Annotated in this window: 21 protein-coding genes; 5 read left to right on the top strand and 16 right to left on the bottom strand. The window is 71.5% G+C overall.

Annotated features, from left to right (window positions below):
* Positions 1-83 precede the first annotated feature (83 nt).
* A complete protein-coding gene (locus AB0I69_RS39450) occupies positions 84-1,118 on the top strand; it encodes an FAD-binding oxidoreductase (protein WP_363100582.1) in 1,035 nt (344 codons plus the stop codon).
* 15 nt (positions 1,119-1,133) lie between these two features.
* Here the strand turns inward: AB0I69_RS39450 and AB0I69_RS39455 are convergent, their stop codons facing one another.
* Positions 1,134-2,069 (bottom strand): ADP-ribosylglycohydrolase family protein, encoded by a 936-nt coding sequence (locus AB0I69_RS39455; RefSeq protein WP_363100583.1) that lies wholly within the window; start codon positions 2,067-2,069, stop codon positions 1,134-1,136.
* A 55-nt stretch (positions 2,070-2,124) separates the two neighbouring features.
* Between AB0I69_RS39455 and AB0I69_RS39460 the strand changes: the two genes are divergently transcribed.
* Entirely contained in the window at positions 2,125-2,643 is a 519-nt protein-coding gene (locus AB0I69_RS39460) for an AAA family ATPase (RefSeq protein ID WP_363100584.1), read from the top strand.
* A 4-nt stretch (positions 2,644-2,647) separates the two neighbouring features.
* On the opposite strand, the gene AB0I69_RS39465 is transcribed toward AB0I69_RS39460, so the two are convergent.
* From AB0I69_RS39465 to AB0I69_RS39510, 10 genes are all read right to left on the bottom strand, one after another.
* Positions 2,648-3,832: an acyl-CoA dehydrogenase family protein gene (locus tag AB0I69_RS39465; protein ID WP_363100585.1), complete on the bottom strand. Its 1,185-nt coding sequence runs from the start codon at positions 3,830-3,832 to the stop codon at positions 2,648-2,650.
* Between the two features lie 79 nt (positions 3,833-3,911).
* Positions 3,912-4,997 (bottom strand): MSMEG_0565 family glycosyltransferase, encoded by a 1,086-nt coding sequence (locus tag AB0I69_RS39470; RefSeq protein WP_363100586.1) that lies wholly within the window; start codon positions 4,995-4,997, stop codon positions 3,912-3,914.
* Entirely contained in the window at positions 4,994-5,830 is an 837-nt protein-coding gene (locus tag AB0I69_RS39475; protein ID WP_363100587.1) for a carbon-nitrogen hydrolase family protein, read from the bottom strand. Before AB0I69_RS39475 ends, AB0I69_RS39470 begins: the two co-directional genes overlap by 4 nt.
* A complete protein-coding gene (locus AB0I69_RS39480; RefSeq protein WP_363100588.1) occupies positions 5,827-6,678 on the bottom strand; it encodes a carbon-nitrogen hydrolase family protein in 852 nt (283 codons plus the stop codon). The genes AB0I69_RS39475 and AB0I69_RS39480 overlap by 4 nt, the downstream gene beginning before the upstream one ends.
* Complete coding sequence (locus tag AB0I69_RS39485) at positions 6,675-8,111, bottom strand: MSMEG_0567/sll0787 family protein (protein ID WP_363100589.1); 1,437 nt, start codon at positions 8,109-8,111, stop codon at positions 6,675-6,677. Before AB0I69_RS39485 ends, AB0I69_RS39480 begins: the two co-directional genes overlap by 4 nt.
* The gene (locus AB0I69_RS39490; protein ID WP_363100590.1) at positions 8,111-9,208 is read right to left on the bottom strand and encodes an MSMEG_0568 family radical SAM protein; all 1,098 of its coding nucleotides are present in this window, start codon (positions 9,206-9,208) and stop codon (positions 8,111-8,113) included. Before AB0I69_RS39490 ends, AB0I69_RS39485 begins: the two co-directional genes overlap by 1 nt.
* A 10-nt stretch (positions 9,209-9,218) precedes the next feature.
* Complete coding sequence (locus tag AB0I69_RS39495; protein ID WP_033279770.1) at positions 9,219-9,740, bottom strand: MSMEG_0572/Sll0783 family nitrogen starvation response protein; 522 nt, start codon at positions 9,738-9,740, stop codon at positions 9,219-9,221.
* A 41-nt stretch (positions 9,741-9,781) separates the two neighbouring features.
* Positions 9,782-10,597: an amidohydrolase family protein gene (locus AB0I69_RS39500; RefSeq protein WP_363100591.1), complete on the bottom strand. Its 816-nt coding sequence runs from the start codon at positions 10,595-10,597 to the stop codon at positions 9,782-9,784.
* 15 nt (positions 10,598-10,612) lie between these two features.
* Positions 10,613-11,929, bottom strand: coding sequence for an MSMEG_0569 family flavin-dependent oxidoreductase (locus AB0I69_RS39505; RefSeq protein WP_363100592.1), 1,317 nt, complete (start codon positions 11,927-11,929; stop codon positions 10,613-10,615).
* A 206-nt stretch (positions 11,930-12,135) separates the two neighbouring features.
* Positions 12,136-12,624, bottom strand: coding sequence for a hypothetical protein (locus tag AB0I69_RS39510; RefSeq protein WP_363100593.1), 489 nt, complete (start codon positions 12,622-12,624; stop codon positions 12,136-12,138).
* A 200-nt stretch (positions 12,625-12,824) separates the two neighbouring features.
* On the opposite strand from AB0I69_RS39510, the gene AB0I69_RS39515 reads away from it, so the two are divergent.
* On the top strand, positions 12,825-14,978 hold the full coding sequence (locus tag AB0I69_RS39515) for an MMPL family transporter (protein WP_363100594.1): 2,154 nt from the start codon (positions 12,825-12,827) through the stop codon (positions 14,976-14,978).
* Positions 14,979-14,997: 19 nt separating this feature from the next.
* Here AB0I69_RS39515 and pepN read toward each other — a convergent pair whose 3' ends face one another.
* Positions 14,998-17,433, bottom strand: coding sequence for an aminopeptidase N (gene pepN, locus AB0I69_RS39520; protein WP_363100595.1), 2,436 nt, complete (start codon positions 17,431-17,433; stop codon positions 14,998-15,000).
* A gap of 259 nt (positions 17,434-17,692) precedes the next feature.
* Complete coding sequence (locus tag AB0I69_RS39525) at positions 17,693-18,364, bottom strand: helix-turn-helix domain-containing protein (RefSeq protein WP_363100596.1); 672 nt, start codon at positions 18,362-18,364, stop codon at positions 17,693-17,695.
* 298 nt (positions 18,365-18,662) lie between these two features.
* Between AB0I69_RS39525 and AB0I69_RS39530 the strand changes: the two genes are divergently transcribed.
* The gene (locus AB0I69_RS39530) at positions 18,663-21,485 is read left to right on the top strand and encodes a BTAD domain-containing putative transcriptional regulator (protein ID WP_363100597.1); all 2,823 of its coding nucleotides are present in this window, start codon (positions 18,663-18,665) and stop codon (positions 21,483-21,485) included.
* 24 nt (positions 21,486-21,509) lie between these two features.
* Here AB0I69_RS39530 and AB0I69_RS39535 read toward each other — a convergent pair whose 3' ends face one another.
* The gene (locus tag AB0I69_RS39535) at positions 21,510-22,748 is read right to left on the bottom strand and encodes an MFS transporter (protein ID WP_363100598.1); all 1,239 of its coding nucleotides are present in this window, start codon (positions 22,746-22,748) and stop codon (positions 21,510-21,512) included.
* A gap of 138 nt (positions 22,749-22,886) precedes the next feature.
* On the opposite strand from AB0I69_RS39535, the gene AB0I69_RS39540 reads away from it, so the two are divergent.
* Entirely contained in the window at positions 22,887-23,366 is a 480-nt protein-coding gene (locus AB0I69_RS39540) for an Lrp/AsnC family transcriptional regulator (RefSeq protein WP_363100599.1), read from the top strand.
* Here AB0I69_RS39540 and AB0I69_RS39545 read toward each other — a convergent pair.
* A complete protein-coding gene (locus AB0I69_RS39545) occupies positions 23,363-24,349 on the bottom strand; it encodes a PDR/VanB family oxidoreductase (RefSeq protein WP_363100600.1) in 987 nt (328 codons plus the stop codon). The genes AB0I69_RS39540 and AB0I69_RS39545 overlap by 4 nt on opposite strands.
* Entirely contained in the window at positions 24,339-25,775 is a 1,437-nt protein-coding gene (locus AB0I69_RS39550) for a glutamine synthetase family protein (protein ID WP_363100601.1), read from the bottom strand. Before AB0I69_RS39550 ends, AB0I69_RS39545 begins: the two co-directional genes overlap by 11 nt.
* Positions 25,776-25,777 lie beyond the last annotated feature (2 nt).

Raw genomic sequence — 25,777 nt, forward strand, 5'->3', positions numbered from 1 at the left:
GCATCACTTGTTGAATGCCTGCCTCCTGTCGTGATGCCAGACTTCCTGCAAGCCGAACCTGCTGACCAGAGGGTGTTCACCCCGTGTTCGGCAGCGCTCGGTACGTCGACCCGGCGTCGCAAGTGGGAGTCACGCATGACAAGTCCCGCCACAACAGCTCGCCCCCCTCGATCCACCACACGGCGCACTGTTCTCCGGAGCGCCACCGCGGCACGGGCCGCCACTGGCCGCCGAAGCGCCTGGCCGACGACGCGTTCTGGGTGCCTTCCTCCGAACACCTCGGCGCGGTGTACACCCCGGACGCCGGACATGTCAGCGACCCGCAACTCGCCGCGGCCAACCTGGCCGACGCGGCCGTACGCCAGGGCGCGGTCTTCATGCTGAGCAGGGCGGTCACGCGGGTGATCCGCCGGTCCGGGCGGGTGGCCGCCGTACTCCTCGATGACGGGACCAGGATCGACACCGGCATCGTCGTCAACGTGGCCGGCCCGTGGTCGGGCCGGATCAACGAACTGGCGGGCGTCGGCGACGACTTCACGGTGTCGCTCCGGCCGCTGCGCCAGGAGGTGCATCACGTGCCGGGACCGGCGGGGGAGGGGGGCACGGCAGCGACGGGCATGTGTGTCGCGGACATCGACCTCGGCGTCTACCTGCGGGCCGAGGTGGGCGGCGGCCTGATCTTCGGCGGCACCGAGCCGGAATGCGATCCCCTGCAGTGGGTCGACGATCCCGACGACGTCGGCACCGACGTGACGAAGGCCGTGTTCGAGGCACAGGCCACCCGAGCGGCCCGCCGCCTCTCGACCCTGACGGTCCCCAACAGGCCCAGGGGCGTCGTCGGTGTCTACGACGTCACCGACGACTGGACGCCCATCTACGACAAGACGAACCTGCCCGGCTACTACGTGGCGATCGGAACCAGCGGAAACCAGTTCAAGAACGCCCCGCTCGTCGGCGGATTCCTGCGCACCATCGTCGACCAGACGGAGAACGGCGTGGACCACGACCTGCATCCTGCGGTGTTCAGGGCGCCGTACACAGGCCACACCATTGAACCGAGCGCCTTCTCCAGGCTGCGGCCGATGAACGAGAAGAACTCGGGGACGGTCTTGGGCTGAGGGCTCTCGCCGGGTCTACGCGCCGGACCGGTGGCCCGCCGTGACGGAATCCCACCTGCTCCAGGCAGGGATCAATTCGCGGGCCTCCCACCAGGCGGCCGGGATGCCGCCCGTGCCCGTGCGGGCCGCGACGACACCTCCCACGATCGCGCAGGTCGTGTCCCGGTCGCCCCACCCGGCGACGGTCTGCCACAACGCCTCGGGCAGGTCGTCCAGGTGCCCCGCGGCGGACCACAGGGCGAACGGCACCGTGTCCGGCGCGGAGATCAGCGTCCCGGAGCCCAACACGAACGCCGCGTGCCGTACCGACGTCCGCTCGGAGAAGTTCGCGGCGACCAGCAGGCCGGAGCGGACATCGCTCTCCGGCACGTGCGAGGCGACCTCCCGCAGGAAGTCGGCGCGCCGGGCGGCCCGTTGACCCTCCCCCGCTGCCGCGAGCGCGGTGGCGACCGCCACGGCCACTGCTCCCGCGACGGCCTCCGGGTGAGCGTGAGTGGCCAGTGCGGACAGCCGGGCCTGCTCGGCGGCAACCTTCAGGTCGTCCCGGAACCAGGCCCCCAACGGGGCGACCCGCATCGCGGCGCCGTTGCCGTAGGACCCCTGTCCGCCGAACTGCCCGGTGGTGACCGCCTGCCAGTCCTCACCGTCGCCGATGCGCCGCAGCACACTGTGCATGGACGGGCCGTACTTCCGCCCCGGCTCCCGCTCGTACTCGGTGGCGAACTCCCTTGCCAGCGCGTCCGGTTGAACCTCCCCGTGCGCCACGAGATGGGCGAACAGGACGAATGCCATGGCCGAGTCGTCCGTCCACAACCACGGCACGGGGCGCAGTTCCCGTGCCGCCCACAACGCCTCGGCGGACTCGTCGGACCGAGTGAACCAGCCGTCACCGAAGGCGTCGCCCATCACCAGCCCGTCCAGGGAGGCGTGGGCCTGCTGCGGACTGCTCATGACGGGCCCCTCTTAATGATCGGCGAGTTCGGCACATCGTAGTTAGGGTGCCTGGATGGACCGGATCTTGGTGGTCGGGGCGACGGGTGCGGGCAAGTCCACGCTGGCCCGCACCGTGGGCGAGCGGCTCGGCGTGCCGTACCACGAGATGGACGCCCTCTACTTCACCGGCCCCGACTGGACCGTCAACGAAAGCCTGACCGACGACGTCCTGCGGCTCGCCTCCGAACCCAGCTGGATCATCGACTCGATCGGCTCACCCGAAGTCCGTGACCTGCTCTGGGAGAAGGCCGACACGGTGCTCTGGCTGGACTACACGAAACGCGTGATCATGCCGCGCGTCCTGCGCCGCTCCCTACGGCGCACGGTCACCCGCGAGAGCATCTTCGGCGGCAACAGGGAGACTTGGGCGGGCTGGCTGAGCCGGGAACACCCTGCCTGGTGGGCCTGGTCCCAGCACGCGGGTCGGCGCGGCGAGATCGAACGCCGGACCCGCGACCCCCGCTTCGCACCGCTCACCGCGCACCGGTTCGCCCGCCCCGACGACACCGAGGCCTGGCTGGCGACCCTGTGACGAATCAGAGGAACGGCGTACCCGCGTCGAGTCCGGAGAGGACCCGCCCGTACAGCTCCAGGTTGGTGGTGGGGTTGACGAAGGAGTGCAGGCTCAGCGCGTGCAGGTCGCGTACGGCTCGCTGGACGGGGACGTCCCGGTGGAGGGAGGACGCTCCGGAGGCGGAGGCGATGATGTCTACGGCCTCCTTGCACAGGCGCGTCGTATAGCCGCTCTGCGCTCGGATCCTGGCCCGGTCCGCCTGCGTGTACGGCTCACCGCTCTCGGCCGCGGCCTCGATCCGGGCGACGAACTCGCCGGTCAGCAACTCGGCGCAGGAGATCTTCATCGCCGCCTCGGCGGCCTGCAAATGCGTGACGCCCGCCTCGTACTGCCGCTCGTGGAAGGTGTACGTGATGCCCCGCCGATGGATCCGCTCGGTGAACTCCGCGAGGGCCGCCCGGGCCAGGCCCAGCGCGTTCGGCGCCGTCCAGGCACAGAACAGCAGCAGCACCGGCATCCGGTAGAAGGGGTCGTCGGCGTTGGCCTTGGAGGGGAAGTCGCCGCCGAGCAAAGGCCCGACGGGCAGGACGCGGTGAGCCGGCACGAACACGTCCCGTGCGACGACGCTGTTGCTGCCGCTCCCCGCCAGCCCCGAGACGTACCAGTCGTCGAGGATCTCCAGATCGGACATCGGCACGGCGGTCCACAGAACTTCGGGCGGGCCGCCGGCGGACTCGACCCGGGCCGTCAGCAGGTGCCAGTCGGCGTTCTGGCAACCGGTGGCGAACGCCGAGGTGCCGTCGACGACATAGCCGCCGTCCGTCGCGACCGCGACGGCATCCGGGATGAGCGTGCCGCCGACCCGCACGTCCGGGCCGGTGAAGATCTCGTCCTGGGCCTCGTCGGGGAAGAGCGCGGCGATGTACGAACAAGCGGCCTGGATCAGAGCCATGAACCCGGTCGAACCGCACCCGGCGGCGATCTCGCCCAACACCTCGACCTGCGTACTCAGCCGACTCTGGTAACCCCCGTACCGCCGGGGGACGTTCATCCGGTAGACCCCGGCGTCCGTCAGTGCCGACACCACCTCCGCCGTCACCCTTCTCTCCTGCTCGGTACGTAACGCGTGCTCGCGGAGCAGGGGTTGTATCGCCCGCACGCGCTCGACGAGGCCGGCATCGGACGGGGGCGCTGAGGGCGGAGCCATGGACGACCTCCGGGCACGACGGGCCCTCACCGTGGCGCGGATCGGGTGAGGTGTCAACGCCCTTGCTGACAGGGCCTGTTCAGGCAGGAGAGCGCAGGGACCGGTAGAAGCCGAGGTGGCTGCGGGCCGCGGCCTCCCAGGTGTGGCGGGCGGCGAGAGCGCGCCCGGCGGATCGCCGGACCGGGTCCTCGGTGGCGAGGGCGTGGGCGAGTTCGGCAGCCAGGTCCTGGGGTGTGGCGGCGAAACGGGCGGCTGCGCCGAACACCTCCCGCAGCACGGGCAGATCCCGTACGACCAACGGGACACCCGCGGCCAGCGCCTCCATGGCCGCGAGACCGAAGCCCTCCTTGAGTGACGGGAACGCGAACGCGTCCGCCGCCGCGACCAGGGACGGCAGCTCGACCTCGTCCACCTGCCCCAACACCACCGGTTCTACGGCGAGTTCGGCGGCCCGCGACTCCCAGGTCGCCCGGTAGTCGCGGTAGTCGAAGAGCGTCTCACCGCCCGCGATCACCAGCCGGACGTCGGGACGGGCGGCCCGCAGCAGGGCGTAGGCCTCCAGGAGGTCCAGTGAGCCCTTGCGGGGTTCGATGCCGCCGACGGTGAGGATGTACGGGCCGAGCCGGGAACGCCAACTCGCCTGCGCGGCCGGGTCGGTGGCGGCGAAACGGTCGTAGGCCACGCCGTTGGGAATGACCTGCGCCTCGATGCCCCAGTCGGAGGCCAACTCCCCGGCGACGGCTCCCGACACGCAGATGTGCGTGTACGGCTCGACGATCGCCCGCTCGTGGCAGGCGGCCAGTTCGGGGGTGGTGAAGTGGTCGAGGTGGTGGACCGTGCGGACGCAGCGGCCGGCCGCGTTGGCGCTGATGCAGTCCTGGGCGTGGACGACGTCGTAGGGCGTGGGGTCGAAGGCGGTGCGGAGGGTGGCGATGGAGCGCAGGATGCGTTCGCCGACGGTCTCCTCGGGAGGGCCGTCGGGGAACGGGACGATCTGGAGTCGTACCGCCGGGTTCACCGGGCGGAAGAAGCCCGCGTCGCCGCCCCGGCCCAGCGTCCACACCGTGACGTCCTCGCCCAGTGCTGCGAGGGCCTCCGCGAGGGCGAGGGTGTGGACCACCCCGCCGCGCGGCTTGGTGGAGTAGCTGAGCAGGGCGATCTTCACGTACGGGACTCCCGGTAGGCGTCGGGACGGCGCTCGTCGAGGTGGCGCAGGACGCGGCGGGCCCGGTCGGTCTCGGCGGCGACGTCGATCTCGGCGACGGCGAGACCGGCCTTGGACCAGGTGCGGGCGAGGATGTCGCCGCCGGGGCCGACCACCTTGGCCTGGCCGAGGAAGCGCATGCCGCCCATGGCACCGGTCTGGTTGGAGGAGGCCAGGACGACCTGGTTCTCGGCGGCGCGGGACTGGTCGTACAGGTCGAAGAGGCGGGCCTGGCGGTCCTGGGCCATGCGGGGGGCGCGGTTGGTGATGCTGGTGGGCCAGGCGGAGAGGCAGGCGAGGATCTCGGCGCCGTCCAGGGCCAGAGAGCGGGCCGACTCGGGGAAGGTCTTGTCGTAGTCGATCAGCATGCCCAGGCGGCCGACCGGGGTGTCGAAGGCGTCGAAGCGGTCCCCTGCCGTGTACGCGGCGACCTCGCCCGCCGGGAGGTGGACCTTGCGGTGCCGGCCGAGGACGCCGTCGCCGCTGACGCACACGGCGGCGTTGTAACGCTCGGTTCCGCCGTCCTCGCAGTAGCCGACGCACACCACCATCTCGGCGGCCAGCCGGGCGACTTGGAGGATCAGCGGGTCGTCCGGCTTGAGGGCCGGTGGCAGCGCCTCGGGGTCCGGGTGGCGCAGGTCGGCGAGGTAGCCGCCGAGGGTCGCGTCCGGCAGGACCAGCAGGTCGGCGCCGGAGCCGCGGGCATCGTCGATCAGTTTGGCGATGCGGGCCAGGTCGAACTCCAGGTCGCGGCCGAAGTGGGCGGCCGCGGCCGCGATCCGGATGGTGCTCATACGGTGACTGCTCCCGGGGCTGGTCCGTAGGTCTCGGGCCGCCGGTCACGCAGGTGTCCCATCGACCGGCGGGCGGTCTCCAGGGCCTGGGCGACGTCGAGTTCGGCGACGGCGATGCCGGAGGTCACGCCCGTGTCGGCGAGGATCTCGCCGCCCGGGTCGACGACCTTGGCACTGCCGACGAAGCGTAGCGACCCGAACGTGCCCGCCTGGTTCGCGGACAGCCACACGATCTGGTTCTCCAGCGCGCGGGCCCGGTCGAACAGGTCGAAACGCCGCTTCCAGCGGTCCTGTTCGAGATCGGCGCTCGCATTCGTGCGTGCTCCCGGCCAGGCCGACACGCACACCCCGATCTCCGCGCCGTCCAGGGCCAGGGCCCGTGCCGACTCCGGGAAAGCCTTGTCGTAGCAGATCATCATCCCGATCCGGCCGACCGGTGTGTCGAAGGCGTGGAAACGGTCACCGGAGGCGTAACTGGCGTCCTCGCTGAGCGGCTGGTGGACCTTGCGGTGGTTGCCGAGGACACCGTCGCCGGTGACGCAGACGACGCTGTTGTAGCGGGCGTCGCCGGCCGCCTCGCAATATCCGGCGACGACCGTCAACTCCCCGGCCAAGGCTGCCAGTCGGCGGATTTCCGGGCCGTCTAGGGCGAGCGCGGGCGGGCCCTCGTCCAGCTCGCTGTCGTCGTCCAGGCTGAGCAGGTAACCGCCCAGGCACGCCTCCGGCAGCGCGAGGAGTCGTACGCCCTGCTCGCCGGCCTCCTTGATCAGCCGTTCGGCGATCGCGAAGTCCTCTTCCAGGTCGCGGCCGAACTCGGCGGCGACGGCCGCCATCCGCAGCGTGCTCATGCGGTCCCCATTCCGGTCACCGTGGAGGCGACCGCCTCGGTGATCTCTCCGTCGGGCCAGCGCAGCCCGACCCCTTGCCCGGCGGTCAACTCCCCGCACACAGAGCCAGTTGCAGGCCCGGCGGGCAGCGGCGGCGCGTGCGGCTCGTCGGCGGTGAGCATCGCGAAGCCCGGGAAACAGGTCAGCCAGTCGCCCATGGACGCACCCGCCGGACGGGGCACGGCGGCCACGTCGAGCACCGCCCCGCAGCCGCTCGCCTCGGCCAGCATCCCCAGCGTGCCGGGGATGCCGGCCATCGACACGTCCTTCGCGGCGGCGGGTCGCGCGGCGGCCACCGCCCTTGTCATCGTGCGCAGTTCGTCCGTACGACGGCGGGTGGTCGAGTCCCACTGGCGGCCCCGGTAGCCCGCGCGCCAGCCGCCGCCGAGGTCGGCCGTGAGCCGTACGGCGTGTCCGGGGCGCCCTCCGCCGCCGGGCACGGATCGGTCGGTGCGGCCGAGTGCGGTCACCGACAGGGCCGCGGGGACGCCGAGTTGGGTGTGACCGCCGAGCACCGGGACGCCGTAGGCCCGCGCGGCCCGGGTCAGTCCGGTGAGGACCAGCGCGGCGTGCGTCGCGTCGCGCGCGCCCACCGCGTCCAGCAGCCCGACCGGGGAAGCACCCATCGCGGCAAGGTCGTTGACGTTCACCAGGACCGCGCACCAGCCCGCCCACTCCGGGTCCCGCTCCACCATCGACGGCACGATCGCGTCGCACGCGGCGATCACATCGGTGCCGGGGACGGGCGCGCCGTCGTCACCGACGAAGCCGGGCGGCGCGGGCAGCGTGGCGAGCAGGGGGCCGAGTGCGGACTTGGTGGCCGCGGTCTGGGCCGCGATCCGTCCGATGGGCCACCGCATCAGGACGTGCGGAGTACCGGCGACCTCCGTGGCCCGCACCGACTGCCAGCCGAGCCGCCGGAAGAGGACCTCGTTGCGGGCCTGCACGGTCGCGTCGAAGCGCAGCGCGCCCTCCGCCTCGGCCCGTGCGCAGGCAGCCCGGACGAGCGCCGAGCCGATGCCCTGCGGACCGCGGGCCTGCGGGGCCACGACCAGCCGACCGCCCTGCCACCAGCCGAGGTCCGGACCGTCGTCGACCGGACCCAGACGCACCCCGCCGATCACCGTGCCCTCCGGGGTCCGGGCGATCAGCACGACGGTTCGTACGTCGGCGTCACGGTCGTCGAGGTCGTCACCGGTGAAGAGCCCCTGTTCGTGGACGAAGGTCTCTTTGCGCAGCCGCCGGTAGGACGCCAACTCGGTGTCGTCACAGGCCTGTTCGATGTGGAACGAGGGACGGCGGGCGAGTGTGCTCCGGTCGCCGAGCAGCGCAAGGATGTCAACCGGCCCGTCCACCGCGGGCGGTGCCGCGGAGCCGTCGAGGTACATGGACATCACCCTCCCGCCGACTGCAGGACGCTGCACGCGCCGCAGGCCGCGCACCCCGCCTTCTGGTCGGCGCCGGTCATCCCGGCGGCGCGCAGCCCGGCCGCGACACCCTCGGTGACATACCGCAGGACTTCCGCGTCGGGAGGTCCGATCCCGTCGCGGGCGGCGAGCGTGCCGCGCATCGGGCGGAAGGGGACGACGAAGGGGTACACCCCTCGGTCGATCAACGCCCCCGCGCCCGCCACGAGTTCGTCGGGATCCTCACCGAGGCCGACGAGCAGGTAGGTGGAGACCCGGTTCCGTCCGAAGACGCGCACCGCCTCGTCCCAGGCCGCCTCGTACTCGGCCATCGGGACGCTCGACTTGCCGGGCATCCAACGCCGCCGCACCCCCTCGTCGAGGGACTCGACGTGGATGCCGATCGCGGTGGCCCCGGCGTCGCGCAGTTCACGTATCCAGGCCAGGTCGCCCGGCGGTTCGCACTGCACCTGGACGGGCAGGCCGGGGACCGCTTCCAGGACGGCGCGCACGGAGCGGACGAGAGTGCGCGCGCCCCGGTCGGGGCCGGTCGTCGTGCCCGTGGTCATGACCATCTGCTTCACACCGTCCAACCGGACGGCGGCCTCGGCGACTTCGGCGAGCTGCGCCGGAGTCTTGGCCGCTACCGTCGCACCCGAGCGCAGGGACTCCTCGATGGTGCAGAAGCGGCAGCGGTCGGACTCGGCGTAGCGGATGCAGGTCTGTACGACGGTGGTGGCGAGGACGTCGGCGCCGTGGAGGCGGGCGATGTGCTCGTAGGGGGTGCCGTCGGCGGTGGTGAGGTCGTAGAACTGCGGGCGGCTCACGGCGGACAGGGTCAGGCCGGTGTCGGTGAACGTCCCGTTGTCGTCACCGAGCCACACCTTGCCGTCCCGTACGGAGTAGGGGCTGTCGGGATTGGTGGGCAGCGCGGCGTTGACACCGTCGACGAGGACGTGACCGTCGTCGCTGGGCCCCGCGCCGTCCGGCCGCCGCACGGGAGCTGCCGACCGGACTCCGTGGAGGGCGAGTTCGGCACGGGTCATGATCCGCACGTCCACCGCTGTGTTGGTGCCAACGCTCACGGCATGCCCCTTACAGCTGGTAGGTCGAGTTGATGATGGCGCCCTTGCGCGCGTAGTGGATCAGCGCGTCCTGGACGTCGAGCGGGTGGGTCGGGATGACGCCCTCGATGAGGTCCTCCTCGCGGGCGCCGTGCAGGGACAGTCCGAAGCGGCAGCAGAACACCTTGCCGCCCTCGGCGATGAACGTCTTGAGCTGGTTGTTGATGTTGTGCTCGCCCGGGAAGGCCGAGTTGCCGGTGGTCGGGAAGCCGCGCGTGGCAAGGCAGTTGAGGGAGCCGGGGCCGTAGAAGTAGATGGCCGTCTCGAAGCCCTTGCGCAGCGCGCGGGTCGCCTGGAGGACGGCGACGAACGAGACCGACGACTCGTGGGCGATGCCGTGGACGAGCGTGAAGTACGTCTCGCCGTCCTCGGCCTTGTAGTCGGGGAACACCTTGGTGGCGCCGTAGATGCTGGTGCCGTCGGGGAGGGACGGGTGGGGGATCTCGTTGAGGGACTGCTGCTCGATCTCGCTGAGTTCGACGGTTTCGGACATGGCTGTCTCCTTGTACGTACCGGACTTGGGAGGGAGGTCGGTCAGTCGTAGAGGGCGGCGAAGGTGTCCTTGAAGACCAGGTCGCCGAGTTCGCCGCCGCCGGTCGCTTCGGCGAGGCGGGCGTACTCACCCGTGAAGTCGCCCCACGGCTGGTCGCTGGCGAAGAGCACCCGGTCGTGGCCGACACCGCGGCGCTCGATCTCCCGGACCAGCCAGCGCGGAGTGAAACCGATGGCCCAGGAGAGGTCGGTGTAGACGTGCTTGCCGGCGGTGATCCAGTCGAAGAACCGGGAACCGGCGAGCTTGATGTGACCGCTCATCCCGCCGCCGAAGTGCACGAGATGGACGGGGACTTGATCGGCGTACCAGTCGACCAGGCGGCCGACCTCGTCGATGTCGGAGGCGGCGCCGGGCGAGGTGTGGACGTGGACCACCAGTCCGTGCCGGGCCGCCTCGGCGAAGATACGGTCCAGGTGGGGGCGGCAGGCCGGGTCGGTCGGCCGCCCGCCGAGCAGGAAGCTCAGCTTGAGCGCCTTCACGCCCCGCTCACCCGCCAACTCCAGTGCCTGCGCCGTGCGTTGCTCGTCCTCGGGGCGCGGGGAGACCCACAGCCCGGCACGGATGCGGTCGTCGGTCTGGGCGGCCTCGATCGCCAACTCGTTGAAGGAGAAGGCGATGGCGGGGTCGGGGACGCCGTAGTTCGGGATGACCAGGGCGCGTTCGGTGCCTTCCGCGTCCAGGTCGGCGATCAGATGCTTGACGGTGGCGCGGGCGGTGGTGTCGGGGTTGACCGGTGGGCCGCCGTAGAAGGGGTGGGCGGGCAGGACGCCGATGTGGCGGTGCGCGTCGTAGACCATGACTGTCCCCGTTCCTCAGCCGATCGGGAGGGCGGAGGCGAGGTCGGTGGGGGCGCCGGTGAGGGTGCCGCAGACGTCGGCCAGGCGGCGCGAGGCCTCGATGTGGTTCGCGAGGAACTCCGCGTCCCTGCCCACCGCTTCGAAGCGTCCCGAACCCCACGAGTGCTGCCAGGGCAGGCCCAGGAAGTACAGGCCGGGGACGCTGGTGGCGCCGCGCCAGTGCATCGGGTAGCCGCGGCCGTCGAAGACCGGTGCCTCGATCCACCGGTGGTCGCGGCGGAACCCGGTCGACCAGACGACGGACCTGATGTCGGCCTGGTCCAGGTCGAGTTCGCCCGGTTGGTCGTCCGGTTCCCACACGGGTGTGTAGCGGGGCTCGTCCGGTGCCGCGATGCCCTGGGCGGTGATGTGGGCGTCGATGGCGTCCTTGATGCCCTCCGCCACGGCGTCCGCGTGATCGAGGTTCACCTTGAGGTCGTCGGCGAACTCCAGCGCTGTACCGGTGACGTCGGTGAGTCGGCCGTACAGCCGCATACCTTCGAGGGCGAAGGCGCGCAGGTCGATGTCGCGGCCTCCGTCGCGTCCGGTCACGTAGTGGTTGACGCGCATCCGGACCGCGCCGGCGTCGTCGAAGTCGTCGATGCTCTTCGCGTAGTGGCCCATCTCGTCGAGCCAGGCCACGCAGTCACGGCCGCGGTAGAAGCGTGCGACGCGCGGTGCGCTGCCGACGGCCAGATGTACCTGGCGTCCGGCGAGGTGCAGGTCCTCGGCTATCTGGCAGCCGGACTGGCCGGTGCCGACCACCAGGACGGCGCCCGCGGGGAGTTGGTCGGGGTTGCGGTAACGGGAGGAGTGGACCTGGGTGAGGGAGTCGGGCAGGCGCTGGGCCATCGGGGGGAGGGAGGGGGTGTGGTAGGGGCCGGTCGCTATCACCACCTGGTCGGCGGTGAAGTCGCCCTCGGTGGTGGCGAGTTCGAAGACTCCGCTCGGGGAGCGGCGCAGCCTGGTGACTGCCACGCCCTCGACCAGCGGGGGTCGGAAGCGGGCGACGTAGCCCTCCAGGTACCGCACGATGTCGTCGCGGACCATGAACCCGTCGGGGTCGTCGCCCTGGTAGGGGTAACCGGGCAGTCTGCACTGCCAGTTGGGAGTCACCAGGCAGAAGGAGTCCCAGCGGCGCTCGCGCCACTCGTGTCCGACCCGGTGGGCTTCGACGACGACGTGGTCGATACCGCGCTCGCGGAGCTCGTGGCTGACGGAGAGTCCCGCCTGACCACCACCCACGACGGCCACCGAGCGGTGCGCCCCGGCCAGCCGTGCCGCCGGGCTCATCGCGGGTTCCCGTCGCCGCCGTTGACGAATTCGGCTGGTTCGAAATACATCTCGGGCATGACATCCTCCATGCCGCGCGCCGAGGTCTTGCCACCTCGCCGCTCTTCATGGGGACCAACCTCAGCCTTCCGGATTTCCGAGCGAAGTCATCCGGAACAAAGGGGAGTTGCGAAAACCTCACCACGGCCGAAGAGTCGGGTCTGCTGTCAGTCGCAGTCGGTGGTGGCCCTCGCCGGCGGCCACTGGGCCAGCGAGATCATTCCCATCACCCGGTGAATCAGATAGCCGGCCAGCGGCAGTTCGGCGAAGACCGCGAGCGCTGCCGCCAGCCACACCTCCGAGGTGCCGAAGGCGAGCGACACGTCGAACCAGGCGTCGCAGATCAGCAGTACCGACGTGGTGAGCGCCGCCAGGATGACGGCGCGGTTCCGCCGCCAGCCGAGCAGCGCGGTGGACGCCATCGCGACGACGAGCAGGACGTCGAACCCGACCCAGGTCAGGCGCCACTGGTGGACCTCATACCCGGACGGCAGCGTCGTCGCCAGCAGGACCGTCCACGGGACGAGTCCCACGGCGCAGACCGTGAGCAGCTCCAGGGTGTGCCGTCGGTGCCGCCGTACCCGTTCCAGGACGTCGGCTGCCGCAGTGGGGGCCTTGACCCTGGTGCGGGTGTCGGCGTTTATCGCGTCGCTCACCTCGACTGCTCCGTTCTCAGATGCGCGGTGGTGATCCACTCCTCCAGAGGTAACGCCCCCTTCGGCGTCGTTTCTTCCCGAGGCGGCGGGTGCGGATTCCAGGCCTCCGGATCCTGTCAAAACGGAAGGACCGCTCCGATAGCGGAGAAAGTGGGCGGCGGGCTAAACTCGCGCAACCAACGATCCGGGGAAGGTCCGGCATGCGACGGTGGGCCGAATTCGTTCTGCGGCACCGCAAAGCGGTGGTCGCGTTCTGGGGCCTGGTCCTGGTCGCCGGAATCCTGCTGGCCGGCCGCACCACGGACCGGCTGACGATCGACTTCTCGCTGCCGGGCCAGCCCGGCACCGTGACAGCGCACAAGATCGAGGGCGCCTTCGGCAGCGGCGGCGACACCAATCCCTATCTGGTCACGGTCACGCTCCCGGCAGGGCAGACGATCACCGGTCACGAGACGGACGTAGGGCGGGTGTTCACGGCCGCCGGTACCGCGGCACCGGGCCTGCGGGTGATCGACGAGGCGAACACCGGCGACAAGGCCTTCCGGACGAAGGACGACCGTACCGCCTACGCGCTGGTCTTCTACCGGTTCAACCCGTCACCCAGCCAGAAGCCGCTCACTGATCCGATCCGGGCGGCAGCCGAGAAGGCCACGCCGGCGGGCGCGACGATCGGGGTGACCGGCGAGGACACACTCGCCTCCGGCGGCAACAACGGCGGCGGACCCGGGGTGCTCGGCGAGACGCTCCTCGGCGCCGTCGGCGCACTCGCCGTCCTCGCCTTCGTGTTCGCCTCCTTCCTCGCCCTGCTGCCCCTGCTCGTGGCCGCGGTGTCGATCCTCGCGACCTTCGTGATGCTGCTGCCGCTCACCTACGTGACCGACATGTCGTTCATCGTGCAGTTCCTGGTCGCCCTGATCGGCCTGGGCGTGGCGATCGACTACTCGCTGCTGTTCGTCACCCGCTGGCGCGAGGAGCGCGACCGCGGCCGGGACAACCACGACGCGGTCGTCGTCGCGATGGAGCACGCCGGGCACGCGATCGTGTTCAGCGGCGTCACCGTGGCCATCGGCCTGCTCTCCCTGGTGGTCCTGCCCGTCCCGTTCCTGCGCAGCATGGGCTACGGCGGCGCGCTCATCCCGCTCGCCAGCGTGCTGACGACGCTCACCCTGACCCCCGCGATCCTCGGCGGCATCGGGCCGAAGGTCGACTGGCCGAAGATCCGGCACGAGAACCGGGCGAGCCGATTCTGGAGCCGCTGGACCGCCGCCGTCGTACGGCGCCGCTGGATCGCGGCCGCCGCCGCCCTGGCCGCACTCGCGGCCCTGGTCGGCGTCTTCCTCGGCATCAAGATCGGTCTCGCCTCCTCGGAGTCGCTGGCCAAGAACGGCCCGGCCTACGACACCCTGCAGACCCTGGAGCGAGGCGGCGTCCCGACCGGCGCGCTGACCCCGATGGAGGTCCTGGTCAGCACCGACCGGGCGAAACCCGTCGCCGCCGAGCTGGCCAAGGTCGACGGCGTGACCAGCGTGCTCGTGCCGACCGGACCCGCCGGCAACAGGGGCGGTCAGAGCATCGTCGTCGTCATCCCGGACACCGAGACGGTGAACTCGAAGAGCGTCGACGTGGTCAGACGGGTCAAGACCGCGACCGAGCACCTGCCCGGAGTCGTCGGTGTCGCCGGTGTCGGCGCCGCACAGATCGACTTCCTGCACGCCGTCTACGGCAACTTCCCGCTGATGCTCACGATCATCGCGCTGCTGACGTACGTCCTGCTCGTGCGCGCCTTCCGCTCCCTGCTGCTGCCGCTGAAGGCGGTGCTGCTCAACCTGATCTCACTGGCGGCGACACTGGGCCTGATGGTGCTGTTCTGGCAGGACGGTCACGGCTCCGACACGCTCTTCGGCATCGCCGCGACCGGGGCCGTCACGTTCTGGATCCCGATCATGATCTTCGCGTTCCTGTTCGGACTGTCCATGGACTACGAGGTGTTCATCCTCTCCCGCATCCGGGAGGAGTACGACGCCGGCCGCTCGACCGACGACGCGGTCGTCGAGGGCATCGGCCGCACCGGCCGACTCGTCACCAGCGCCGCACTCATCCTCTTCCTCGCCTTCGCCGCACTGGCCTCAGGACCGGGCACCGATCTCAAGACGCTGGCGACCGGTCTCGGCATCGGCATCCTGCTGGACGCGACCATCGTGCGGATGCTGCTCGTTCCCTCCCTCGTCTCCCTGTTCGGCGGCTGGAACTGGCACCTGCCCGGCTGGGCGGCCCGCCCGCTGCGGGTCGAGCCGTCCAGCCCGCACCCGGAACGGCCCGCGCCCGGGCCGACATCACCGACGGACACGGCCTAGGCCCCCGCCGCCGAGCAGGTCAGGCCGACAGGCTTCGGGCGCGGAGCATCCGGCTCACCTCGTCCGAGCGTTCCAGGAGCGTGAGGCGCACCACCGGGACCGCCTCACGGGTGGCCTGCCGGGCCCGCTCGATGTACGCCGGGTCGATGGCGTGCAGTGGGAAGAGGCGCAGCGTGTAGCTCATCGCCAGGATCATTCCTCCCTGGTGCAGCTTCGGGAGCACCTCCAAGTAGCGCTCGGCGTACGGGGCCAGCAGCGCGTCCTGACCCGGGCGCCAGAAGGCCGCCGCGACCAGGCCGACCGAGTTGATGGGGACCCTGCGGTCCACGACCAACTGCTGCCAGACCTCCGCCTTCGCGGCGGCGTCGGGCAGCGCGGCCCGTACGGTGAGGGCGCGGACCCAGGCGTCGGGGTCCGGGTCACGGGCGAGCAGGACCTCGGACTCCGACGTCACGTCCCCACCCAGTTCCGCCTCGCGGACCAGGGCACGCCAGCGCAGGTCCACGTCGTCGCCGGCCTGTTCGCGGAGCCAGCCGAGATCGTCCGCGGTCGGCGCGGTACGGGCCAGCCCGCGCAGCGCGACCTGACGGCGGCCGGGGTCCTTGGCGAGGCTCCGGCAGGCCGCTGCCACCGCCGCCGACAACTCGGCACGCTCGGCGGGCGGCGCCCACAGTTCCGAGATGTTCGCGGCGAGCATCAGATACGGCTCGATCACCGCGTCGGACGTCTCGGCCGCCAGGACCGAGGTGAGGCACCGCCCGGCCTCCGCCGCCGTGGCCTCGCCGGTCGTCAGCATGTCCCAGACCGTGGCCGCGGCCACGCCCCGGGAGATGGCCGTGGGCAACTGCGCCGCCGTACGGAAGAGGGCGTCCCTGGTCGTGGGATCCGGGCGGGTCGTCGCGAAGGTCAGGTCGTCGTCGTTGATCAGCAGGACGTCCGCGGCCGGCGGGAGGCCCGTGACCGGGGTACGCGGCTCCGTCACCTCGACCCGCACCAGGGCCCGGCGTTCGAGCGCGTCGCCGTTCCTGTCGTACGCGCCCACCGCCAGCACCTGCGGACGCACACTGTCGGCGGCCACCAACGTGACTGTGTCGCCGTCGCGCTCCAGGGCGAAGCGGTCGGTGCCCGCCGTCTCCAGCCAGGCTGTGCGCCAGGCGTCCAGGTCGCGGCCACTTGCCTCCGACAGGGAGTCGATCAGGTCCTGGAGCGTGGTGTTGCCCCACGCGTGACGGGCGAAGTAGGCGGCCATGCCGGCCCTGAAGTGCTCTTCACCGACATACGTCTTGAGCTGCTGGAGGACGGAAGCGCCCTTGGGATAGGTGATGTTGTCGAAGATCGACGCGGCCTGGGCGACATCGTGGATGGGCTGGTGGATCGGGTGCGAGGCGGGACCCTGGTCGGACAGGTACGCGCTGATCTTGCCGATCATCAGATGGCTCGCCCACGCGTCGGTGTGCCGGGTCGCGCGCTCGGCCGCCCAGTGGCAGGCGAACTCCGCGAACGCCTCGTTCAGCCAGAGGTCGTCCCACCAGCGCATGGTGACGATGTTGCCGAACCACATGTGCGCCATCTCGTGCAGCAACACCCTTGCCAGGACCACGTGTTCGGCCGGGGTCGGCGCGGCCCGGCGAAGGAACGCGTCGGACCAGGTCACACAGCCGTAGTTCTCCATCGCCCCGCCGAACTCGGGCACGAACACCTGGTCGTAGCGGCGCTGCGGGAACGGCATCGCGAAGACCTCGGCGTAGAAGGCGAGGCCCTGGCGGGTGAGGGTGAAGATCTCTTCGGCGTCGCGTTCGAGGACCTCGGCCAGTGAACGGCGGGCGTACAAGCCCAAGTCGTGGCCCTCGACCTCGCGGCGGACCTCGTGGAAGGGGCCCGCGTTGATGACCGTGTTGTACACGGACAGGGGCGGGGTGTCCGGGAAGGTCCACCGGCGGGCCGCGGCCAGCTCCTCGACGCGCGCGTCGCCGGAGTTGCTGGTGACGGTCCAGGCGGACGGGGCCGTGACGGTGAAGGCGTGCGGGGCCTTCAGGTCGGGCTGGTCGAAGCAGGCCCAGACGAAGCGGGCCTCGTCCGGTTCGAAGCTCATCCACACGTACACCTCGCCGTCGGCGGGGTCCGTCGCCTTGTGCACGCCCTCGCCCGCGGTGGTGTCGGCCTGCACACTCTCCACGCGCAGCACGTTGTGCTCGGCGAGGCCGGGGAGCTGGATCCGCCCGTCCTCGCCGGGTGCGAGCTCCACCCCGTTCAGCGTCGCGCTCAGCACCCGCGCCGCGCAGTCCACGAAGGTCTCCGCGCCCGGCTCGCGACATGCGAACGCCACGGTGGAGACGCAGCGGACCTCCGGCCCGTCGGGCAGGGCGGTCAGATCGACGTCCACGTCGTACCGCTCGACCGCGACCAGCGCGGCCCGGCCCTCGGCTTCGGTGCGGGTCAGGCTTCGGATCCCCATGTGTCCTCCCTCGGCAGACAGCGGCCGTCAGCGTACGCCGGAGATCGACGCGCAACGCACGGGTTTTCCAGGGCCTTTGACCTCGGCCGAGGGCGATCGTGGGCGTACGGGAGACCAGCCACGGTGCTCCGACCACGCAGGTCGCCACGCCGGGCGCTCGCCCCCCGCGCGAGCGCCCGGCGTCCTCGCGGACGAGGCCGTCGGCCCGGTGGGTGCTCGCCCCGCACGAGCGCCGGACCGGGCCGCCGACCCCGTCGTATCAGTGCCCCCGCACCCTCATGCCGATCACCCGGGCGGTCCGGCGGGCGGTTTCCGCGAGCCGCTCCAAATGGTGGTCCGGATCCGTGAGGACACAGAGGGCCGCCAGGGGAGGACCGCCCGCTCCGAACAGCGGAACCGCCGCACAGCACACCCCGGTCACCACCTCCTCCCGGTCGAAGGCGGTACCGCGCTCCCGGATCGCGGCGCGGTCCCTCGCCCAGGACGCGGGAAGCGGCCCCAGCAGTGGTGCCGGAACGGCCGTGGCCACCAGCACCTTGCCCGCCGCGGTGAACCACGGCCAGGTCATCCGGGTCTGCAGCGGATCGGGCCGTTCGGCGTCGTCGGGACACCACTCGACCATCAGCGTCTCGCCCTGCCACAGCACGGCGATCCCCACCGTCGTACCCGTGAGCTTCGCCAGGCGGCGCATCGGTTCCCGCGCGGCGGCGCGCAGCCGGGGGTGCGGCTGCCACGCGTGCCCCAGGCGGAACATCCGCGGGCCCACCCGGTAACTCCCCCCGCACCGCTCGACCGCACCCAGGTCCGCCAGCTGTTCCAGCAGCCGGTACGCGGTAGTCTTGGGCAGCCCGCAGTCGGACGCCAGCCTTGTCGGCCCCGCCTCCACGGCCCGCTCCACCGCCTCCAGCAGCGCGAAGGCGCCCTCCAGCACGCTCCGTCCGCCTACGCTCCCCGTGTCGGCCGGTAAGGTCTCCGGCCGCCGCTCCGGCACCCGTGTCCCTGGTGCCATCACTCCCCGTGTGATCACACTTCTCGCCCCCGATTGCCTGTTGCGGAGCCGCCAGGCGACGGCCCAGCCGTCACGCCCGAACGGAGCCTTGGTCAGGGCCCGTTCGCTCCCCAGCAGGTTGCCACCGGCATGTGGCAGGAAACCTTGTCGAAGGCTTGTCGCTTCGTACACATGTCCGCGGAAAAAGGAGGACGCTTCGTACCAGGGGGAGGCACACACCATGGTGGACGTGCAGTTGCTCGGGCCGGTGGAACTGTCGGTGGGGGACCGGACGGTGGAGGTGGGCCCGCCCCAACGCCGCATCGTGATGGCCGCCTTGGCCGTGGATGTCGGCCGGCCCGTCGCGGTCGACGTGGTCATCGAGCGGGTCTGGGGCACGCACGCCCCGGACGGCGCGCGCAGTGCGGTACATGCCCATGTCGCCCGGATCCGGCGGGTGTGCGAGCAGGCCGCCGGGACCGCACGAGAACCCCTGTGCCTGGTACGGCGATCCGGCGGGTACCTCCTGGAGGCCGGCCCCGACCAGGTGGACGTGCACCGGTTCCGGCAGTTGGTCGACCAGGCGCGAGCGGCGGGACCGGAAGACCCGGTACGGGCACGGCTGTTGCGCGAGGCACTCGACCTGTGGCGCGACGAGCCGTTGTCCGGTCTCCACGGCCAGTGGGCGGCCCGGATGCGTGAGGCCTGGCGGCGGCAGCACCAGGACGCGGCCGTCGGCTGGGCCCGCGCGGAGTTGAGCAACGGCGATCCCGCGTCCGTCATCGGCCCGTTGACCGGCCTGCTCGGTGAGTACCCGCTCGCGGAACCCCTGGCCGAGGCCCTGATGCGGGCCCTGCACGAGACCGGTCGCAGCGCGGAGGCCCTGGACTGCTACGCGGCGGTCCGTAAACGGCTCGCGGAGGAACTCGGCACGGACACCGGACCGGCGCTGCGCCACCTGCACCAGACGATCCTGCGGGGCCACCGGTCCACACCCGCCCGGCGGTCCGAGCCGTCGGCGGCGGCCCGGTCGACCGAACTCCCCACCCAACTCCCCATGGCTGTACGGGGATTCACCGGCCGCGACGAAGAAATGACCCGCCTCGCCGCGATCCTCGCCTCGGCGGAGGGAGAGTCCGCCGCCGTGGTGATCTCCGCGGTGTCGGGCATGGCCGGCGTGGGCAAGACCGCCCTCGCGGTGCACTGGGCACGCCGAGTGGAGAGCGCGTTCCCCGACGGGCAGCTGTACGTGAACCTGAGAGGGTTCGATCCCCAGGGATCGGTGATGCCTCCGACCGAGGCGGTACGCGGGTTCCTGGACGCGTTGGGGGTACGGCCCGGTCGGGTGCCGCCGGGGCTGGAGGCCCAGGTCGGGCTGTACCGCAGCCTGCTGACGGGGCGGCGGATGATGGTCGTACTGGACAACGCCAGGGACGAGGAACAGGTCCGTCCGCTGCTGCCGGCGGCGGTCGGCTGCATGGCGCTGGTGACCAGCCGGAACCGGCTGACCGGGCTGGCCGCGACCGAGGGCGCCCATCTCCTCGCGGTCGACCCGCTGACACCGGACGCGGCACGCGACGTACTCGCTGAGCGCCTCGGGACGGGACGGATCGCGGCCGAGCCGGAAGCCGTCGCGGACGTCGTCACCTGGTGCGCGGGACTGCCCCTGGCCCTGGCGGTCGTGTCGGCCCGCGCCTCCGCCGAGCCACGACGGCCGCTCGGGGTGCTCGCGGAGGAACTGCGCGAGGCGGGCGGCCGACTGGACGCCCTCGACGGCGGCGAGGAAGCCAGCCAGGTACGGGCGGTGTTCTCCTGGTCCTACAGCGCCCTCAGCCCCGCCGCAGCCCGGCTGTTCCGGCTGCTCGCGCTGCACCCGGGGCCGGACCTCGGACCGCATGCGGCAGCCGCGCTGGCCGGGGTCCCGCCGGAGCGCGTCCGGGGGCTGCTGGCCGAACTGACCGGCGGGCACCTGCTCGTCGAGCACGCACCGGGGCGGTACGCCTTCCACGACCTGCTGCGGGTGTACGCCGGGGAACTCGTGACCGCGTACGACGACGAGTGGGAACGGCGGGCAGCGCTGCACCGCATGATGGACCACTACCTCCACTCCGCGCGGGCGGCCGACGTCCTGGTGACCCCGCAGCCCAACCCGGTGGCGTCACCCGCGCCCGGGCCGTGGGCGAACGCGGTGGAGTTCGAGGACTACGGCCATGCGCTGGCGTGGTTCGTCGCCGAGCACCCGGTGCTGCTGGAGATCGTGCGGCAGCCGCAGCCCGGCTTCGACGGTCACGTGTGGCGGTTGGTCACCGTACTGACCACCTTCCTGGACCGGCACGGATACTGGCAGGTGCTGCTGGCCGCCGCGCGCAGGGCGTTGGCGGCGGCCGAGCGGGCGGGCGAGCTCGCCGGCCGGGCGGGCGCCCACCGCGGTCTGGGCCTGGCCCTGGACCGGTTGAAGTGTCCGGAGCCGGCCCGGGAGCACTATCTGCGGGCACTCGAACTCTTCGCCGCGACCGGCAGCGACGCGGGCCAGGCCCGAACCCATCAGCATCTCTCGCGGATGTCGGCGGAACAGGGCAGTCCCGAACTCGTGCTGGACCACGCGTACCGGAGCCTGGAGCACTACCGGGCGGCGGGCGACCAGGCAGGACAGGCCGCGGCGCTGAACCACATCGGCTGGCGGCAGGCGAACCTCGGCGACCACCTCCGCGCGCTGGCACACTGCGAGCAGGCCCTCGAACTCGCGCGGGCGGCCGGGGACGTGGCCGGGCAGGCCCACATCTCCGACAGCCTGGGCTACATCCATCATCAACTGGGCCGCCACCAAGAGGCAGTCGACCGCTATCGGCAGGCGTCCCGGTTGTTCCACGCCACCGGGGACCGCCACAGCGAGACCGCCTGCCTGCTCGGCCTCGGCGACAGTCACCACAGCGCCGGCCAGTCCGACGCCGCCCACGAGGTCTGGGCCCGCGCGCTCACCCTGACCGCCGAACTCCGCCTGCCCGACGACGATCCCCTCCGCACCGGGCTGCGGGACCGCATCGGGGACGGTCCCCCGCCGTAGCGGGCCGGGGCCTCTCGGCTGCCTTCAGGCGCAGGGCGCGGTCGTCGGGTCCGTCACCGAAGCCGTTGCCCGTGGCCTGAGGCCGCGGCTGAGGACGATGCCCGCGGCTGTGCAGGCGCAGGTCAGCCACCAGGTGGAGTGCCAGCCGCCGGTGCGGGTGGCCAGCCATGCGGCGACGGTGGGCCCGATGAAGCTGCCGGCGTTGAAGAGCTGCTGGATCAGGCCCATGGTGGCGGGAGCCGAGCCGCCGGCCGGCGTCAGGTCACCGATCATGCGCAACAGGGTCGCCGGTATCGCGCCGCCGGTCAGCGAGAAGGCCGCGACGCAGAGGAACTGCCAGGTGGTACCTGCGGGCAGGCCGTGCCAGTCGACGGCGAAGGCGAGCACGGAAGTCGTGGCCATGAGCGTGAAGGCGGGGACGATGAGGGCGCGGGTGGGCAGGCCGCGTTTCATGAGCGCCGCCGTGGAGATCGAGCCGATGGCGTTCGCCGCGCCGACCACGGCGCTGAGGACACCCGGCCAACTGCCCGTCATCCCGCCGTCGCGGTAGATGGTGGGCAGGAACCCGACCACGGCCATCCACGGCAGGGTGTAGCAGGCGAAGACGAGGCCGGCCGTCCAGGGGGCCGGGGCCCGGACGGTGCGGCCGATGCGGGTGAGGGCGGCTGCCGCACCGCGCACACCACCCGCAGCGTCACGGGGAACGCGGGCCAGGACCCAGGGCAGCGGCGCGAGTGCGAGTACGGCCATGCCCCACCACCAGACCCGCCACGGCACCACCTGGAGGACCAGTGCGCCGATGATGAGTCCGGCGAAGGTGGAGATGCCCTGGTAGGCGCCCCAGAAGCCCATGGCCGTGGTGAAGCGGCCGGGTGGAGCGGTACGGCGGATCAGCCCCGGGCCGGTCACCGCCACCAGGATGAAACCCGCGCCCTCGACCGCCCGGGAGGCCAACAGCGGGGCCGCCGACCAGGCGAATCCACCGCCTGCCGAACCGAGGAACAGCAGGACCAGCCCCCCGCTCAGACAGCGTCGCTCACCGACCAGTTCGGCCAGCAGCGAGACGGCAAGTCCCCCGAGCATCCCGGCCAGTTGGACGATCCCCAGCAGGGTCCCGGCCTGGACCAGACTCAGCGACAGGTCGTGCCGCAGGAACGGGAGTGCGGGCGGCACTTTCCACACCTGGAGCCCGGCGGCCACCCCGGCCGCCACGACGACGATCCAGGAGCCACCGGTGCCGGCGGGGTGCGTCTTCAAGGCCATGGCGGCGGTCCTTCATCAGCGCGGGGGCGTAGAACGGTCCACCACCTTGACCACGGAACGGGGCATCCGCGCAATAGAGGTTCTTGCTGATGCGACAGATGCTTAGCTGTCTTGGATTCTGATGGCAGAATGCACAGCATGACGCTGATGGACCCCTTGGACGCCCGGATCATCCTGGCCCTGGACGACGACCCGGACGCGACGATCCTCGCCCTGGCCCAGACCCTGGGCGTGGCCCGGAACACCGTTCACGCCCGGCTCCGGAGGATGGCCGCCGACGGCGTGCTCAAGCCCGTCAGCCGACGCGTCGACCCCGCCGCCCTCGGATACGGCCTGGTCGCGTTCATGTCGCTCGCGGTGAGCCAGGCCGAACCCGAGAGCGTCCACGAGGGCCTGCTCGACCTCCCCGAGGTCATCGAGGTCCACTACACCACCGGCGACGCCGACCTCCTCGCGCATGTCGTCGCCAAGGACACCGCGGACCTGCACCGCGTCACCAAAGCGATCCTCGCCATCGACGGAGTCGACCGGACCAGCACCGCCATCTCCCTGGCCGAGGTCATCCCTTACCGACCCCGGGCCCTGCTCCACCGTCTGGCGAACGGAGGGACCGCCTAGAGGTCCAGTTCCAGCACGGGGGAGTCGCAACGGCTCACGCAGATCATCATCGAGGTGGCGGTGGGGCGTTCGGACGGCTCGATCACCGTGTCGCGGTGATCAGGGACCCCTGCCGTGACCGGAGTCTCGCAGGTACCGCAGTAGCCCTCCTCGCAGGAGTAGGGCACGTCAGGGAGCTTCTCCCGGACGACGTCCAGTACGGAACGGTCGGCGGGCACGGTCAGCCGCAGTCCCGAACGGCTCAGCACCACCTCGAACTCTCCGCTCGGCTCCCCGAGTTGATCCGGAAACGAGTCGTCGGCCGGGGTGAAGCGTTCCAGGTGCAGTGTCCGCGCAGGGTCGGTCGTGCGGCACAGGGCCGTCACCGCGTCGAGCATCGGTTGCGGGCCACAGGCGTAGACGGCGTGTCGGGGCGGGGTGGCGGCGAGTTCGGCGGACAGGTCCGGGAGTCCTGCCTCGTCCTGCGGCACGAGCCGCACGCGGTCCCCGCCCAACGCCACCAACTCCTCGGCATACACGAGCCGGGACCGGTCGCGGGCCCCGAGGACGAGGCGCCAGGGCAGGCCGCGGGAGGTGAGTTCGCGGGCCATGGGCAGTAGCGGGGTGACGCCGATGCCGCCGGCCAGCAGCAGATAGCCCGGCGCGGGCACCAGCGGGAAACGGTTGACCGGCCCGCGCACCTCCAACTCCCGTCCCACCAGGGCGGTTTCGTGGATCTCCCGCGAGCCGCCCCGCCCCTCGGGCACGCGGTGCACGGCGACTGTCCACGCCTCGGTGTCGGTGACGTCCCCGCACAGCGAGTAGGGCCGCCGTAACCCCGAGGGCAGGGTCAACTCCACATGCGCGCCTGGCTCCCAGGCCGGCAGGGTGCCGCCGGTGGGCCGGGTCAGACGGAGTTCCAGTACGTCGTGGGCGACCCAGCGGGCTTGTCGGACCAGGAGGCGTTGGGTGGTCCCGCCGGGGTGGTCGAGGTCAGAAGACACGGAAGTACTCCCGCTGTTCCCAGTCGGTCACCTCTTGGCTGAAGCGGGCGATCTCGGCTCGCTTGATGCTCGTGTAGTACGCCACGAAGTCCTTGCCGAGCCGGTCGGCGAGCATGCGGTCGGACTCCAGCGCGTCGAGGGCCTCGCCCAGGGAGCGGGGGAGTGGTTCGGCGCGTGCCGCGTAGGGCTCGTCGGCGGCCGGTCCGGGTTCCAGGCCGCCCGCCACGCCCTCCAGTCCGGCGGCGAGTTGGGAGGCGAGGTAGAGGTAGGGGTTGGCGGCCGGCTCGCCGATCCGGTTCTCCAGCCGGGTGGATGACGGTCCGTCACCCAGCACCCGCACCATCGCCCCGCGGTTGTCCCGCCCCCACACCGCACGGTCCGGCGCCAGCGACAGTGAGCGAAAGCGCTTGAAGCCATTGAGAGTTGGGGTCGAGAACGCGCTCGTGGCCCGCGCGTGCCGCAGCAGCCCACCCAGAAAGGCGGTTCCGTACGGCGACAACGGCGGCCCGGACGCGGTGAGTTCGCCGCTCTCCGGTGCGAAGATGCCCACGCCGTCGCGCAGCATGCTCTGGTGCAGATGCCAGCCGCTGGAGAACACGCCGGGCAGATGAGGGCGGCACATGAACGTGGCGTGATGGCCGTGGCGGGCGGCGACCTGCTTCACGGCGCTGCGCAGCAGGACCATCGCGTCGGCCGTGCCCAGACCGTCGGCGGGCTGGAGGGTCAACTCGACCTGGCTAGGGCCGAATTCCACCTCCAGGCTGCGCAACGGCAGTCCCAGCCCCTCGATGTTCGAGCGCAGGACGTCGAGGATGGGGTCGAGTTCGTCGTAGCGAAGCTCGCTGAGGTACTGGTAGCCGTGGTTGAGCATGCCGACCTCGGGTGCGGCGCCGGGCTGGCCCTGGTCGCCGGGGCCCAGGCGGGGGTCGTCCAGCCGGAACAGGTGGAACTCCACCTCCAGACCGGTGCGGTACGTCAGCCCGTCGGTCTGGTCGAGGACCGAGCGCAGAAGTCCGCGCGTGCACAGCGGGACCGGTGCGCCGGAGGTGAAGCGCAGGTCGCACAGCAGCCAGCCCGTGCCCGGCGACCAGGGCAGCATCCGGAAGGTCAGCGGGTCGGGCACCATCACCATGTCGGCGGCGCCCCGCAGTTCGGGCAGCCCGAGCGGCGTCTCCTTGGTGAACAGCGGGAACACGGTCCGCCCCGAGGTGTCCTTGGCAAGCAGGGACGAGGCGATACCGGTGCCGTCGCGCAGGACGTTGGGCAGTTCGCCCATGGTGACGGTCTTGCCGCGCAGCAAACCGTGCTGGTCGGCGAAGACCAGCCGCACCACCGTCATCCCGCCGCTCTCGGCACGTTCGCCTATCTCCCGTGCAGCGACGGCCTGTTCGGCGTTCCACAGGCCGTGCCGTTCGATGAATCCCACGC

Source organism: Streptomyces sp. NPDC050508, from assembly GCF_040655155.1.
Classification (GTDB): Bacteria; Actinomycetota; Actinomycetes; order Streptomycetales; family Streptomycetaceae; genus Streptomyces.